This window comes from Bacillus sp. PK6-013, from assembly GCF_054161445.1.
Window position 1 is genome coordinate 732,966 of record NZ_CP096417.1, and the last position, 15,417, is coordinate 748,382.

Sequence of the window (15,417 nt, forward strand, 5' to 3'; positions counted from 1 at the left end):
TGGTTAGTGGAAAAAGAAGAATTTATGGATAAGCTTCTCTCCTTTATGAAAGAAGAAGCGTATAAACCTCTTACAGTTCAGGAACTGGAAGAGATGCTGGAAATCACCGATTCGGACGAATACAAAGAGCTTGTCAAAGCTCTTGTAACCCTTGAAGAAAAAGGGCTTGTCGTCAGAACGAGAAGCAACCGCTACGGTTTGCCCGAAAAAATGAATTTGATCAAAGGGAAGGTGTCGGCGCACGCGAAAGGCTTCGCGTTTGTTCTCCCCGAAGATTCCTCGCTTGACGATGTCTTCATTCCGCCGTCTGAGTTGAATACGGCAATGAACGGAGATACCGTGCTTGTCCGCCTGAGTACGGAGTCCGGAGGTACAAAAAAAGAAGGGGCCATCATCCGCATCATTGAGCGCAGCATTCAGAAGATTGTCGGCACGTATACAGAGACGAAAAACTTCGGCTTCGTCATTCCCGACGATAAAAAAATCACGAATGACATCTTTATTCCGAAGCACGCCAAAAACGGCGCCGTCGAGGGGCACAAAGTCGTCGTCCGCCTGACAAGCTATCCTGAAGGCCGGATGAGTGCGGAAGGGGAAGTTATCGAGATTCTCGGCCACAAAAACGACCCCGGCATCGATATCCTTTCCATCATTCATAAGCATGGCCTCCCGGGAGACTTTCCGGCTGAGGCGATGGAACAAGCCGGCAATACGCCTGATACAATCGATGAAAAAGATCTTGAAGGCAGACGGGATCTGCGCGATCAAACGATCGTCACGATCGACGGCGCAGATGCCAAAGACTTGGATGATGCCGTTACCGTCACAAAACTCAAAAACGGCCATTATAAACTCGGCGTCCACATTGCCGATGTCAGCCATTATGTCACAGAAGGGTCTCCGATTGACCAGGAAGCATATGAACGCGGCACGAGCGTCTATCTTGTCGACCGGGTGATTCCGATGATCCCGCACAGGCTGTCGAATGGAATCTGCTCCTTAAATCCGAAGGTTGACCGGCTGACTTTGTCGTGCGAAATGCTCATTAATCCTCAAGGGCAAGTCGTCGAACACGAAATTTTTCAAAGTGTCATTAAAACGACCGAGCGGATGACTTATTCTGACGTGAACAAGATTTTAGTCGATGACGATGAAGAGCTGAAGCAGAAATATGAGGCGCTTGTCCCGATGTTCAAAGACATGGAAGACTTGGCTGCGATTCTGCGCGGCAAGCGGATGGAACGCGGTGCCGTCGACTTTGACTTTAAGGAAGCGAAGGTACTCGTCGACGAAGAAGGAAAAGCGAAGGACGTCGTCTTGAGAGAACGATCGACAGCAGAAAAGCTGATCGAAGAATTTATGCTAGTCGCCAATGAAACGGTCGCCGAGCACTTTCATTGGATGAATGTTCCGTTTATTTACCGGATTCACGAAGATCCGGATCAAGAAAAGCTCCAGAGATTTCTTGAGTTCGTTACGACATTCGGCTATGTCGTCAAAGGGACGGCCGGAAGCATCCATCCGAAAGCGCTGCAAAGCGTGCTTGAAGAAGTCAGGGATCGTCCTGAAGAAGCCGTAATTTCAACGGTTATGCTCAGATCGATGAAGCAGGCGAAATACGATCCGCAAAGCCTCGGACACTTCGGCTTGTCGACTGAATTCTACACCCATTTCACGTCACCGATTCGCCGCTACCCTGACTTGATCGTCCACAGGCTGATCAGGACGTATTTGATTCAGGGCAAGACAGACGAAGCGACAAGGGAGAAATGGGCCGAAAAACTGCCTGAGATCGCCGAGCATACGTCAAATATGGAACGCAATGCCGTAGATGCCGAGCGGGAAACGGATGATTTGAAAAAAACCGAATTTATGCTGGATAAGATCGGTGAAGAATTTGACGGTGTGATCAGTTCCGTTACGAACTTCGGCATGTTTGTCGAGCTGCCGAACACGATCGAAGGGCTTGTCCACGTCAGCTTTATGACGGACGATTTTTACCGTTATGATGAACAGCACTATGCCATGATCGGCGAGCGTACGGGCAACGTCTACCGGATCGGCGATGAGATTACGGTCCGCGTCGTTGACGTCAATAAAGACGAGCGGAACATCGATTTTGAAATCGTCGGCATGAAAGGCTCCCGCCGCCGGCAGAAACCGGAGCAAAAACAGAAAAAGGGTCCTAAAAAGGATGCTCCATCGGCTGACAAAGGGGAATGGTTCACCAAGCCGAAAAAGAAAAAAGTAAAGAAAAAACGCGGTTTTCAAAACGCGCCGAAACAAAAACGCAAGAAAAAGAAAAAATAGACGGCACACGTCAAAAAAAGGGCGGCGAAATTGTAAGGCGAACGTTCATTTGATAGAATAATACGTATTCGCCGCCCTTTTGAATGTGAGATTGAAGGCGGGAGGAGGTTGCCGTATGCCAAAGGGAGAAGGGAAGGTTGTTTCCCAAAATAAAAAAGCAAATCACGATTATTTTATAGAAGAAACATACGAAACAGGCATCGTGCTTCAAGGTACGGAAATCAAGTCCATTCGCGCCGGACGGGTGAATTTAAAGGACGCGTTCGCTAAAATTGAGCGCGGGGAAGTGTTCCTTCACAATATGCACATCAGCCCGTATGAGCAGGGGAACCGCTACAACCATGATCCGTTGCGGACGAGAAAGCTTTTGATGCACCGCAAGCAGATCAACAAATTGATCGGTTTGACGAAAGAGCAGGGATACTCGCTCGTACCGCTCAAGATTTATTTGAAGAACGGTTTTGCGAAAGTGCTGCTCGGACTCGGAAAAGGGAAGAAGAAATTCGACAAACGCGAAGACTTAAAGCGCAAAGACGCCAAACGCGAAATCGAAAGAGCATTCCGCGACAGGCAAAAAGGCTTGATCTAAAGCCGGAACCCATGTTATCCTATATGAACGTGATCACAGACATTACCATTTGGAATTGACGCGTGATCTTGTTATAATAGTGATGCAGCCAGTTATCCGACTTCCTTTTCATCCAAGGGGACGTTACGGATTCGACAGGGACGGATCGAGCTTGAGTTGCGAGCCGAGAGGCGATCTCGTAAAAACGCACCTAAATATAACTGGCAAATCTAACCAGAACTTAGCACTAGCTGCCTAATTAGCGCAGCGAGCTCTTGCCCGCATCGCCTATGTGCCGGTTAAGAGCCCATAACGAAGTAGGCTACGCTTGCGCTCCCGTCTGAGAGCGCAGGAAGAGACTTATCAGACTAGCTCTCCGAGGGCCTGCCCGCAGGCACGAAGATGAGCGAAACTAAATATGCAGGGCTACGCTCGTAGACGCTGAAGCAATCGACGTTTCTGGACGTGGGTTCGACTCCCACCGTCTCCACCATACATATGATGGTGGTTTTTTTGTTTTTTTGGGATTTTTTGATGTTTGTGCAAGAGCCTTTGAAAGGCTTAATGAACATGTATGGCGGGTCATCGGTCCTCATATTGCAGCGGGAAAAAAAGCTTTCCTCGAGCGACAAAAAATCATCCTACACGCTGCCTGCGGGCATCTTTAAGATAAAAAGCCCACTCATGAAAGGAACGGCCGTTCGGCGGATTCAAGAGGCTTTAGCTGCCCTCTATTTCTATCCATACAAAGAGGCAAAGAATAACGACATAGAAATGGCTGCTGCGGGCCGAAAACGGCGAACGCGGTCAAACGGTTCCAGCTGATGTACGAGTTGTCTGCGGATGGTATTTACGGACCGAAAACGAAAGCAAAACTTGAATCACTACTGAAGTAATACAAAAAGGCCTCTAATAAGGGCCTTCTTATCTCCATCTCCAATTTATTTCATTATCATTTTCGTAAATCCCTGGAAGGGATATACCAACCTTTTTTTGCTTTTCATCAATAATAAACCAATTTTCATCATCTAACCATTCTTCACTATACTGTTCAATGGCAAAAGGGTCATCCTCGTTTACTACAGCCTTAAAGAAATCTTTGAACTTTTCCATGTTTTCATTAGGAATGATTGTTCCATACATCCAGACACCTTCAACAGTAGCGCATTTTATTTCACCCAAGCATTCATTTTTATAATATAGAAGCATATTTATCACTCCTTCGGATGTACTTTGATAAATTGTTTTGGAACTTCACCTTTTACAAAGTATTCAGTGTCTCTTTGAGTCCATTTTAAAGCTTTGTTTTTCCAGTATTCAGACTGTCGAGTATCATTTTTGATTAACCTTTCGATTTGTTTAGGAGATAAAATTACAATATCCTTCACTTCACCAGACCTGATGGCTTTACGGAGAGCAGATATGTCGAGTTCTATTGTATTTTCACCGTATCCCTTTGCAACTTTTTGATTTATTGTAAAACTTGTATATGGGCTGTTGGATTTCCCGCCTTTTCTATATCCTCCAAGGACGTGCTCTGTTACAGTAACCTGACGACCTTGGTACATACCAGTTTTGTTGGCAGGTACAAGATTACCGGTTTCAGGGGAAATATGAGACTTGCCTATGCCGTTTGGTCTTTTAGGCTCATAAGGAAAGTCTTCACCTCTGTAAAGATTAGTGGCCCTACCGTTATGTGAGTTTACACTCAGCACTTTTCCGGCTTTCTGCATACCGAAAGGTGCTATCATTGCGATTGCACGATTTAGGCTATCCTGTCGCTGTTCATCCGAAATCTTATTTCCGAGCATATCCCGTCCGGTGATGGTTTCGCTGAAGCCATTAGCCGCGGCCAGTCCATATAGGCCTTTTTCAGAGTTTTTCAGAGCGTGGAAGGTTTTCGGGGTTTTGTAAGCAGCCAGAGCTTGTCTACAGTTGTGACTGCTTTTTCGGCCTTGTACATGCTGTATACACCTTTGATCCCTTTTGCACCTTTGCCTAACCAGCCGACAACCGGGATATAGCCGGCCGCACCCATCGCTCCGGCGGCGACTCGCTGGCCATCCGTTAATTTCTCGCCTGTGATCGGGTCAATCCCTTCAGCAGCTCTTTTATAATCATAGTACCCGCTGATTTCTCCTAAAAATGTTCCACCAGCATCAAGCGTTTTTAAATACCAAGGCTTGTTTGCTTCTTCTTCTTGTTTTTCCTGCAGTTGCCGGGCTTCGGCTTGTTCGCTTTTGGAGTCGATGTAATTAGTGGCCTGTTTTTCAACTTCCATCGTATTCTTGTAGATTTCACTGGAATGAAACGACTTCAAACTAAAATGCATCGGAGCCGCACTTTTTCCATGGCTTGTTGCTTCCATTAGACCGGAATACTTAGCGAGCACTGTATTGTCAAGAGCTTCTAAATTTGAGTATTCGGTTTTTAACGATTCGTCAAGCTTGTTGACAGCATCGATCGTGTTCTGGCGAGTTTCTTGTGCCTTGCCCATTTTATCAATATAGTCATCTAGCGTCCAATTATCCAAGTCAACAATATCGCTTACGCTGGCGATGATCTTATCCATTTCCAGCTTGAGCCCTGAGACGATTTCCGTTGCTTTCAAATCCGCATTTTTCAGCTCATGATCCAGAAAGGAGACTTCCACATATGAATTGGACAGCTTTTGATCTTTAATATCGCCGGAAACCCCTTTAAAAAAAGCGATCTGTGCATCGACAAGCTTGAGCCAACTATCAACGATCTCGGCCTGTCCTCTAAAGAAGTCTTTGATGTTGTCCGCGCCTTTCCCCTGAAAATCATCACCTAAATCAGCGACGCCGAGAAACGCTTTTTTCAGTGTTTGCAATTGATCTTCAAAGGTTTCATATTCTTTCTTACGTTTGTTCGCTGCTTCAATTAAAGAACTCGCTTCAAAGACTTTCATTCGTCAAACCCTTTCAAAAGACTTATTCAGAAAAAAGTTTACCACTTTATAGAAAAGAATGGACAATAAATCCTGTGGTTCACTGAAAATGAATCATAATGAAGAGGAAGGAAGAAGGGTGGAGAAAATTAGGCTAAATCGTTCCAATGGTGCGTCAAATACTTGCAACCACTCAGGATCATAATTTTCAAATTCTATAAACTCGAGATTAAAGAACTGTTTTAAAACTTTTTTGACTTTCATCAATCTATTTTATTTTGAATGGTTTCTTGCCGATTGGTCATTAGTTATTATCAAGAAAATCAACTGCTATTCTGTCAACTAATAACTCTACGGGTTTACCTGCCAGATATTTATAATCATTAAAATATCCATTGTCATCATAAATTTTTATTCCTGCATCAATATATCCTTCATGTAGTATTCCGCGTATATAATATCTATAACTATCATCAATTCGTGCTAATTCTTTGATTTCCTTATCTAACTCAAGAAGGTCTGACTGATCTAAAATTGTGAAGCTAATAAAAACAGGATACTCTCTCCCTTCTTCAATGACATAGGGGCAAATAGTTGAAAATCCAGTGAATTCAAATCCGTTTATTTCAAGTGTAACCTCTTCCTCTATATGTGGGTGTAATTTTTTTAGTATTGCATTATTCATTACTATCAACCGCCTTTTATTTATCGACTGGATTCATTATAGGGACATTCTTATTATTAATGGTTTTCTAAAAATAGCATTCTCCTCTGATACATTTGGTTACAATCACTAAAGAATAAAGCTTCCTTTTACGAAATGAAAATGGATATACAAAAAAGAGAAATCCATCTTCTTAAGATTGCAATTTCAATTTTTTGGCCTGCCCATATGTAGTCACAAGCTCTCTGAAAGAATGAAGTTCATTTTCAAATGTGAAAAAGCGTTTCGGTATCAAAATCATCTGGCTGCTTGACGTTTTCATGAGGATGAAGCGTTTATATTCTGTTACTGCTGTCACTTCATACCATTGAAACAACGTATCGAAATTCTTAAATTGAATCTGAATTCCTTGTGGATTGATAGTGTAAGTTCTTTTACGTTTTAGCCGTTCATTTTTCCGATAGGCAATTTGCATCCGGATATAAAAAAAACCAATTAAAAGTGAGGTTAATATTATTGAAAGTACAATCATGAGAAGTCCATTCAACAACAATTCGAGTGTTTCACTATGATAAACGGTAATCGGCATCTTCCCATCGACGGAAAACACCCAGACCAACAATAGAAAAATAAGAATAAAATAAAGGAATGCGTATTTTTTAAGCCAATAAAAAAAGAAGTATCTCATATCCTGTAATGTATATTCTCCCTCAAGAAAGACACTGTGTTGGATCATAAGTTTACTGCACCTCAAACCTGTTTTCCTTTAATTTTAGCATAAAGTTTCATTTATTTTCAGAAATTGGCTTTTCTTTGGAATCGGTATAGCAGAGGCACCGTGTAATCGACTTAGGGATCGCTAAAAAAGGATCAGAGGGTATTATGTCGAACTTTGATTGTATATACATTCGAAGGAGCTGACCAAAAGGAGGTCTACCATGCTCATCATTGAATCGCTAATAGGATACGTTTGTTTCTTTACTGTTAATGCCATTTATGATACATACATCAAAAAAGCCAAGACTCCGTTTGGACACTTGGCTTTGATTTCGCTTGTTCAGACTGCGATTGCTTTAAGTCTTTTCTTTATTTTCTCCTGATTATAAGAGGTTGCCGCTTTCCTCAGCGGCACTCAGCTTTTCGATCATTCCTCCGGATTCAGCTCGCTTGTCAAGTCGCCGCCCGTTCCTTAAAAAATACAAAACATGATGATTTATAATATCTCCGCTTTTCCGTCTTCGGGGAAGCTGTAATGCTCCGCTGATTCAACTTAAACTCTTTTTCTTTCCGCGATTAAGAATCACCTCTAGGCAACGTACGGATGTCTATAAAACAACCCTATTTTCTTTTAGAAAAATGAAATTAGTTCATAAGAATCAATTTTAGATTATGAAAAAGAAATGATAAAAGACACTTAATATGCTTAAAAAATTATGGTAAGTTTTTGAAGGCGCTAAATGTAAAAGTTTGTATGATCAACGCTTATGCAAAACGGTTATTAAATATGAACTACAGGAGGGGATGCGGAGAAAGAAGAGCAAAGCGCCGGCAGATAAATCACCGGTCAGGTTATTGCGGTTGGCCAAGATTCTGAACGCGTTCTTCCGGAAGAGGGCTAGGCCCGGCTTCGCGAAGGAATAGAGCTATGAAAGAAGCTGCTTCAAGATTAGAAATCGCCCCAAAGCCGGATCGCACTTTTCAAAGACAGGGGCTTCTGCCGGAAAAATCGGCAACTCGCCTGATTTTATAGATAAAAGGAGGATGTTGGTTATGAAAATGAAGTGCGGTGCATGTTTATTGGTTCTTGTGCTATTCATGAGCTGTATACCTGGGAAATCTGTACTTGCTGCCAGCACAACCATTGCAAAACATGTAGGGAATTCTAACCCGCTTATAGACCATCATTTAGGAGCGGATCCCTTTGCGCTGACCTATAACGGAAGAGTCTACATCTATATGTCCAGTGACGATTATGAATATAACAGCAACGGAACGATTAAGGATAATTCATTTGCCAATTTGAACAAAGTGTTCGTCATCTCTTCAGCGGATATGGTGAACTGGACAGATCACGGAGCCATTCCGGTGGCAGGTGCCAACGGGGCTAATGGCGGCCGGGGGATTGCGAAATGGGCAGGCGCGTCCTGGGCCCCGTCAGTCGCAGTTAAAAAGATAAATGGTAAGGATAAATTCTTCCTTTACTTTGCAAACGGCGGCGGAGGTATCGGGGTCCTCACCGCAGACAGCCCGACCGGGCCGTGGACAGATCCGATTGGAAAAGCGTTGGTTACAACAAGTACACCGGGAATGTCCGGCGTTGTTTGGCTATTTGATCCGGCAGTGTTCGTAGATGACGATGGCACCGGTTATCTGTATGCCGGTGGAGGCATCCCCGGCGGTTCAAATCCAACGCAGGAGCAATGGGCAAATCCTAAAACAGCACGAGTCATAAAATTGGGGAACGATATGACCAGCGTTGTTGGAAGCGCGTCTGTGATTGATGCGCCTTTCATGTTTGAAGACTCGGGAATTCATAAACATAACGGAAAATATTACTATTCCTATTGCATCAATTTCAGCGGTGCGCACCCGGCCAATATACCACCGGGTGAAATCGGCTACATGACCAGCTCAAGTCCCATGGGGCCCTTTACGTATAGAGGGCATTTCCTGAAAAATCCGGGTGCATTCTTCGGGGCTGGCGGAAACAACCATCATGCTGTTTTCAATTTTAAAAACGAGTGGTATGTGGTGTACCATGCTCAAACTGTCAGTTTCGCTTTGTTCGGAGCCGGCAAAGGATACCGTTCTCCCCATATCAATAAGCTGGTCCATCTTGCAGACGGGTCCATTCAAGAGGTGGCGGCAAATTATAGGGGAGTGTCTCAGCTTGCCAATTTGAATCCGTATAACCGGGTAGAAGCTGAAACGTTTGCCTGGAATGGACGCATTTTGACGGAGAAATCCTCAGCACCCGGCGGACCGGAAAATAATCAAAACGTCACAAGCATTCATAACGGAGACTGGATTGCTGTAGGAAATGCTGACTTCGGCACGCGCGGAGCGAGGACATTTAAAGCCAATGTCGCTTCCACTGCAGGCGGTAAAATTGAAGTCCGTCTCGACAGTGTAACAGGTAAGCTTGTGGGAACTCTGAATGTACCTTCCACAGGCGGAGCGCAGACTTGGAGAGAAATAGAAACCACTGTGAGCGGCGCAACCGGTGTTCACAACGTCTATTTTGTATTTACCGGAAACAGTTCAGGCAACTTGTTTAATGTTGATTACTGGCAGTTTACACAAAATGAGCACCGGTAACAGCAAAAAGGTGGTCTCAGAAGGGTTTTCATATACCACAACAATGAGAGGATGAAAGCATGTGAAAAAAATAATTTGTGTATTGTTGGCATATGTAACGATGCTGTCGCTCATGTTAACCGGGCCTGCCGCTTCTGAAGTTTCAGCAGCCAGTGACGCAACAGTTCGTCTATCTGCAGAAAAACAAGTGATTCGCGGTTTTGGAGGGATGAATCACCCGGCTTGGATCGGGGATCTTACAGCAGCTCAAAGAGAAACCGCCTTTGGCAATGGACAGAATCAGTTAGGCTTTTCAATTTTAAGAATTCATGTTGATGAAAATAGAAACAATTGGTACAGAGAAGTGGAGACGGCAAAGAGTGCGATCAAACACGGAGCAATCGTTTTTGCTTCTCCCTGGAATCCGCCAAGCGATATGGTTGAGACTTTCAATCGGAATGGAGACACATCAGCTAAACGGCTGAGATACGATAAGTACGCCGCATACGCGAAGCATCTTAACGACTTTGTTACCTTCATGAAAAATAATGGCGTGAATCTGTATGCGATTTCCGTCCAAAACGAGCCTGATTACGCACACGACTGGACGTGGTGGACACCGCAAGAAATACTTCGCTTTATGAAAGAGAACGCCGGCTCGATTAATGCCCGTGTCATCGCGCCTGAGTCGTTTCAATACTTAAAAAATATATCGGATCCGATTTTGAATGATCCGAAGGCGCTTGCCAATATGGATATTCTTGGCGCTCATCTTTATGGTACACAGCTTAACAATTTCGCTTATCCACTGTTCAAACAAAAAGGAGCAGGAAAAGATCTTTGGATGACGGAAGTATATTATCCGAACAGTGACAATAATTCTGCGGACCGCTGGCCTGAGGCATTGGATGTTTCGCACCATATTCACAATTCGATGGTAGAGGGAGATTTTCAGGCTTATGTATGGTGGTACATCCGCAGATCATACGGTCCTATGAAAGAAGACGGTACGATCAGCAAGCGCGGTTACAATATGGCTCATTTCTCGAAGTTTGTCCGTCCCGGTTATGTCAGGGTTGATGCGACAAAGAGCCCCGCTTCAAACGTTTACGTATCTGCCTATAAAGGTGACAACAAAGTCGTTATAGTTGCCATTAATAAAAACAACTCAGGGGTTAACCAAAACTTCGTTCTGCAGAATGGATCTGTTTCTCAAGTATCCAGATGGATCACGAGCAGCAGCAGCAACCTTCAACCTGGAACGAATCTCAATGTAACAGACAATCATTTTTGGGCGCATCTTCCGGCTCAGAGTGTGACAACATTTGTCGCTAACCTCCGCTAATATTAACGACGCCGCGCATGAAGCGGAGTTACAAGCCGCACAGTTCCGATATGCCGGGCTTAGCGGCCATTTAGTGAAAAGGCATACGAAAAATATTTAGTTCTCGCAATCCAGGGTGTATCTGTTAATGAGACAAAGAGGGTGCCGCCGCCGGCACCCTTTCTGTCGTTTTCGGTTTATTCCTTCGGAAACTTCACCTCCGGATATGACGGATTCGGCTTGCTGATCAAGCCGCCGCCGGTTTCTTTTAGATGCTTGTTGAAAAAATCCAAAACGTACCGGTTCACGATATCCGCGCTTCGTTCGCCGTCGATGTCGCCCGTCATGCCGAGCTGCTTCAAAAGTTTTGAATAAAGCTGCAAGTCGGTGAAGTTGTAATGCTCCGTTCCTTCAATATACACCATTGACGCTTGATCAATGATTTTGTATTCCTTTTTTCGTTCCTCAATCATCTTGTTGAATTCTTCTTTCGTTAAACCCGAATTTTTGATTTCTTCATCAGAAATTTTTCCGCTGAGCGCCTTGTCTTTAATGTTCATAAAGCTGCTCGATTCCATGAATAGAAACGGCTTTGAAATCGCCTGCTTGCCGTTGACATTGTACAGTGAACCGTCCATGTTGATTCCGGCTTTAATTTTGGGATTTGAATATGCGGCGTTAAACGCCGTGGCGCCGCCGAATGAGTGACCCATCATCCCGATGTTGTCCATATCGAGTTTTCCATTAAAGGCATCGCGATTCAGCTGATCCAACTGGTTGATGACAAAGTCGGCGTCCTGCGTCCAAATGTTCCCGAGCTTGCTGCTGTTTTCGGAAACTCCGTTCATATATCGCTCGGTTGTTAAGCCAGTCATCCGTCCGTCTGGAAAAGCCGTTGCCATCGTACTGTACGTATGATCGATCGCCACTGCGACAAACCCATGGCTTGCCAGATGTTCGGCTTGGGAAGCGTGCAGCAGCCGGCTTGTTCCGAAGCCGTGGCTGATTACGACGACTGGATATCGGGCTTCAGCTGATGAGATTTCAACGTTTTCGTATGAGTTTGTTTTGATGTAGCGCCAATAGTCCAAAGCAAACGGGGGAAGACCGAATCCATCTGCGAACTTCTCGATATATTCGTGAAATGTGCTTGCGTCTTCGGGAAAGAGAGGTGCCCGTTTCTGTCCATGCAAACCTTGGGCGGGGTACCATACTTGGATCATCAGTTCTCTTTTATCGTGCGGATTTTTTGTCAGCGTTTCTTCTCTGTCGCGGTCGGTCAAATGAAACGTCTTCGTCCCGACAGAATAAGCGCCGTCAGGCTTAGGCAAATCGAAGACGGGCAGGTATACAGACAGGAAGACGGAGATTGCCAGCATGGCGAATGTTAGAACATACAAGCCATATTTCAGCGGCTTCCACATCTTGATTTGAAGCCTTTTACCGAAGATCGCGATAAAGGCGAGGGCGGCGGAGATCAGATAGATCAAAACCATTTGCCATCTGTATCCCTCAAAAAAAAGCTGTCCCGCCAACACGCCAATACTCGCAAATCCGGCTGCCGCCGCAAGCTTTCTCGGCATTTTTTGCTGAAACAGCATGACAAAAGACAGAAGTGTTAATAATATTTCGAAAGTTCTCATGATTTTCTCCCTTATGTAAGATGTTGGTGGTCTTATACATAACGAATGTGTGGTTTGATTGGTTGCAAAAATATTCCTTGTGCTGCATTAAAAAAACCGCCGGGTTACCCAGCGGTTTCAGCTTATGATGTTGTGGGTCGCTATCAGCTAGTTTTCCTTTATCTGTTTCACGTGAGCGACAATTCTGTCTCTCTCTGTTTCCTCCAATGTGTAAATCTTCGGAGAAAGAGGCACGTCAAACCCGGCGTGAGAGTGAAAAAAGTCAAAGAGCAGCGTCCCGGCAGGCTTTTCTTGCTGATCGGAGATGACAGCCCAAAACACCCGTGAGCGGCAGTCGTCAGCTCCCCATTTTTCCATGGACTGTCTAAAGTTTAAGCCTTTTCCGATGAAAAAATCACCTTTTCCCGCATCTTGAATCGTTGTAAAGCCGGACTGTTCGAGACTTTCAAATACAGGAGGCAGCAGGTGGTCCAAGTAGACGCCGTAAGTCGCGTCTTCCAATTCGGGAAACACCTTTAAAAGCGCTTCGCGATGATCTTCAAGCGTTTGTTTCCAATTGGCGGCGACATAGCTTTGCACCTGTTCGCCGATTTCTTTGATCGACATGTCGGGTCTAAAACGTACCTTATACAAGAACGAAAACCTCCTTTTGATTACTTGAAATCCATTATATAACATTCTCCTGCACAGTGGATTCTCAATATAAGAGCGAACCGGACCTCTGCCGTGGATAAAGGATTTTATCAATGGTAAAAAACGAAAAGGCAATCATGATTTCCGCCGAAGAGGTCAGCAGAACGTCGTCCAGCAATTCGTCCGCTGTAAAAATCGCGGCCCATAAACATCCGATCGTGAGCATTTCGGCTGCAAAAAACGTGATCCGCCGATTGATGCCCAGCAGCTTCATACTGTGGATGAGCAGCTTTTCAGCCGGTTCCAGGACAAAGGTCAGTGCGGTATAACAAAGCGTAAACAAAAGCAGGGACCCGACTGTTTGATAAAATGCGCCCGGCAGATGAAACAGGATCGAAATGCCGAGAAAGTGGGCGAAAAAAACGAACATTACCGATAAGCAGCAAATAACGAAATGTTTCATGATACAACTCCTTTGAAATATGTACACAGCAGCCGAAGGCCTGCAGAATATGTCTCCTGCAAGCCTGGCTGGTTATTTCTTATCAAATTTCACGACCGGATGCTTTTCTTTAGAGAGCATGTTTGTAAACTCGCTGCCGACGTCGAGGTGCTGGCGGACAAGCTCTTCCGGAACGAGCGCGAGCCATTGGTTTAACGAAACGTCAGCATAGTGGTCGTCTTTGAAGATTTCGAGGAAGCGAAGCGGTTCGTCTCCTGTATTTTGGACGTAGTGTCCCATTGCAAACGGCACATAGCCGACATCTCCGGCCTGGTAGTTAAATGTTCTGGCATGCCCGTCGGACGCGAAAACGGTCATTTTCGCTTGTCCGGAAATATAATACTGCCATTCGTCTGTATTCGGATGCCAGTGCAGCTCCCGGATGCCTCCAGGTTCGACTTCCACCAGCGCAGAAGCGATTGTTTTCGACGCTTTGAAATTCGTGGAATCGGCAATCCATACTTTACCGCCGCTAGATACAATCGGTTCCTGTTCAAGCAAATTGTAGCTGAAAGATTGAGGCACCGTTCCGTTCGGGCTTTCGACTTTGTCTTTCTCAAGACATCCAGGGATCACTTCTTGGAAAATATACTTTTCTTTATCTGGAAGAGATGCTACGACGTCTTTTGAAATGCCGAAGTTTGCGGCAATTACCTCATCAGGCGTATGGGCCAGCCAATCTGTCACCTGGAAGGTGCTGTTTTCAGAGAAAGAGCCGTCATCGAAGACGAGCAGGAATTCGCAGCCGTCTTCAAGCGCTTGGATTGAATGCGGCAGACCTGACGGGAAGTACCAGAGATCTCCTTCTTTCACATCTTCAATAAAATTTCTGCCGTCTTGGTCAACAGACGTAATCCGTGCTTTTCCGTACAGCATATATGCCCATTCGGCTTCCTTATGCCAGTGAAGTTCCCTGATGGCTCCAGGTTTCAGCCTCATGTTGACAGAGGCAAGCTTGTCTGAAATCGGCAGCTCGCGAACGGTGACTTCCCGTGCATATCCGCCTTTTTCGAGTCGGTTATGGACATCGGAAAATGAAAATTTCATGTTTGACACCGTTCCGTGGTCGGTTTCCGGCGGCGCAAGCATGTCCGGATTTTGGCGATCGCGCTCAACGTTATGCGGAATTTTCGTTTCCGCTCCTTTTTCTCCTCTGATCGGCTGTGGAATTGATTTGTTTTTTTCCATGTGATATCCCCTCTTTCTCAAAATGTAAAGGAGAGCTGAAAGGCCTTTCGTTTTCCCCTTCTGTCATGTTAAGTGAAAAAAGTGAGGCCGATGTCAATCATCGGTGTCACTTTTTTCTTTGATCAATTCGATCAGTTCATCGATTTTCTTTTCAAAACGCGTCAGCAGGTAAATTGCCAATACAGCTGGAAAGCCGACATTGCCGATTTGTTTCGCTGCTTCCTCAATGAATGCACTGTCCATTCTTACCACCTCCTATGTTAAGAAGTGAAGAAAGTCTGAAAAATGTAAGCAAAGAACTATTTTCTCTGAATGGGAACTTATGTTTGCATGTTAATAAGAAGAGATGAGTTTACTTTTTTTACATTTCTTTCATC

Annotated in this window: 14 protein-coding genes, 1 other RNA gene and 2 pseudogenes; 7 read left to right on the forward strand and 10 right to left on the reverse strand. The window is 44.7% G+C overall.

Translation table 11 applies throughout. From position 1 onward, the window contains the following. The first annotated feature begins 6 nt into the window (after positions 1 to 6). The 4 genes and pseudogenes from rnr to M1E03_RS03640 form a co-directional block, all read left to right on the forward strand. On the forward strand, positions 7 to 2,310 hold the full coding sequence (gene rnr, locus M1E03_RS03625; RefSeq protein ID WP_020452983.1) for a ribonuclease R: 2,304 nt from the start codon (positions 7 to 9) through the stop codon (positions 2,308 to 2,310). Between the two features lie 115 nt (positions 2,311 to 2,425). After that, positions 2,426 to 2,899 carry an SsrA-binding protein SmpB gene (gene smpB, locus M1E03_RS03630; protein ID WP_009329604.1) on the forward strand — a complete coding sequence of 158 codons (474 nt, stop codon included), beginning with the start codon at positions 2,426 to 2,428 and terminating at the stop codon, positions 2,897 to 2,899. A gap of 116 nt (positions 2,900 to 3,015) precedes the next feature. Further along, positions 3,016 to 3,371, forward strand: a transfer-messenger RNA (tmRNA) gene (gene ssrA / locus M1E03_RS03635). Positions 3,372 to 3,493: 122 nt separating this feature from the next. Then, positions 3,494 to 3,774, forward strand: a pseudogene (locus M1E03_RS03640) (peptidoglycan-binding domain-containing protein); the annotation flags it as partial. Between the two features lie 28 nt (positions 3,775 to 3,802). On the opposite strand, the gene M1E03_RS03645 reads toward M1E03_RS03640, so the two are convergent. The 5 genes and pseudogenes from M1E03_RS03645 to M1E03_RS03665 all read right to left on the reverse strand — a co-directional run bounded on the left by M1E03_RS03645 (position 3,803) and on the right by M1E03_RS03665 (position 7,189). Further along, positions 3,803 to 4,087: a hypothetical protein gene (locus M1E03_RS03645; RefSeq protein WP_146874709.1), complete on the reverse strand. Its 285-nt coding sequence runs from the start codon at positions 4,085 to 4,087 to the stop codon at positions 3,803 to 3,805. 5 nt (positions 4,088 to 4,092) lie between these two features. After that, positions 4,093 to 4,629: a hypothetical protein gene (locus tag M1E03_RS03650; protein WP_261794677.1), complete on the reverse strand. Its 537-nt coding sequence runs from the start codon at positions 4,627 to 4,629 to the stop codon at positions 4,093 to 4,095. After that, a pseudogene (locus M1E03_RS03655) lies at positions 4,603 to 5,810 on the reverse strand (ribonuclease YeeF family protein); the annotation flags it as partial. The pseudogene M1E03_RS03655 and the gene M1E03_RS03650, both read right to left, overlap by 27 nt. Before the next feature lie 283 nt (positions 5,811 to 6,093). Then, positions 6,094 to 6,474, reverse strand: coding sequence for a hypothetical protein (locus M1E03_RS03660; protein ID WP_075212687.1), 381 nt, complete (start codon positions 6,472 to 6,474; stop codon positions 6,094 to 6,096). Between the two features lie 172 nt (positions 6,475 to 6,646). Continuing rightward, the gene (locus M1E03_RS03665) at positions 6,647 to 7,189 is read right to left on the reverse strand and encodes a YcxB family protein (RefSeq protein WP_458110678.1); all 543 of its coding nucleotides are present in this window, start codon (positions 7,187 to 7,189) and stop codon (positions 6,647 to 6,649) included. Positions 7,190 to 7,391: 202 nt separating this feature from the next. Here M1E03_RS03665 and M1E03_RS03670 point away from each other — a divergent pair, with 202 nt between their 5' ends. The 3 genes from M1E03_RS03670 to M1E03_RS03680 all read left to right on the forward strand — a co-directional run bounded on the left by M1E03_RS03670 (position 7,392) and on the right by M1E03_RS03680 (position 11,095). Beyond that, positions 7,392 to 7,553, forward strand: a complete 162-nt coding sequence (locus tag M1E03_RS03670) for a hypothetical protein (RefSeq protein WP_153247050.1) — start codon at positions 7,392 to 7,394, stop codon at positions 7,551 to 7,553. Between the two features lie 670 nt (positions 7,554 to 8,223). Continuing rightward, positions 8,224 to 9,771: a glycoside hydrolase family 43 protein gene (locus M1E03_RS03675; protein WP_458110679.1), complete on the forward strand. Its 1,548-nt coding sequence runs from the start codon at positions 8,224 to 8,226 to the stop codon at positions 9,769 to 9,771. Between the two features lie 100 nt (positions 9,772 to 9,871). Then, positions 9,872 to 11,095: a glycoside hydrolase gene (locus tag M1E03_RS03680; RefSeq protein ID WP_105981375.1), complete on the forward strand. Its 1,224-nt coding sequence runs from the start codon at positions 9,872 to 9,874 to the stop codon at positions 11,093 to 11,095. A gap of 176 nt (positions 11,096 to 11,271) precedes the next feature. Here M1E03_RS03680 and M1E03_RS03685 read toward each other — a convergent pair whose 3' ends face one another. From M1E03_RS03685 to M1E03_RS03705, 5 genes are all read right to left on the reverse strand, one after another. Further along, entirely contained in the window at positions 11,272 to 12,717 is a 1,446-nt protein-coding gene (locus M1E03_RS03685) for an alpha/beta fold hydrolase (protein WP_195536896.1), read from the reverse strand. Positions 12,718 to 12,864: 147 nt separating this feature from the next. Then, positions 12,865 to 13,350: a DUF6022 family protein gene (locus M1E03_RS03690; protein WP_039073024.1), complete on the reverse strand. Its 486-nt coding sequence runs from the start codon at positions 13,348 to 13,350 to the stop codon at positions 12,865 to 12,867. 64 nt (positions 13,351 to 13,414) lie between these two features. Continuing rightward, entirely contained in the window at positions 13,415 to 13,813 is a 399-nt protein-coding gene (locus tag M1E03_RS03695) for a YrvL family regulatory protein (protein ID WP_050820780.1), read from the reverse strand. Positions 13,814 to 13,885: 72 nt separating this feature from the next. Further along, the gene (locus M1E03_RS03700; protein WP_020452974.1) at positions 13,886 to 15,040 is read right to left on the reverse strand and encodes an oxalate decarboxylase family bicupin; all 1,155 of its coding nucleotides are present in this window, start codon (positions 15,038 to 15,040) and stop codon (positions 13,886 to 13,888) included. 93 nt (positions 15,041 to 15,133) lie between these two features. Continuing rightward, positions 15,134 to 15,283 carry a YvrJ family protein gene (locus M1E03_RS03705; RefSeq protein WP_020452973.1) on the reverse strand — a complete coding sequence of 50 codons (150 nt, stop codon included), beginning with the start codon at positions 15,281 to 15,283 and terminating at the stop codon, positions 15,134 to 15,136. Between the last annotated feature and the right edge of the window lie 134 nt (positions 15,284 to 15,417).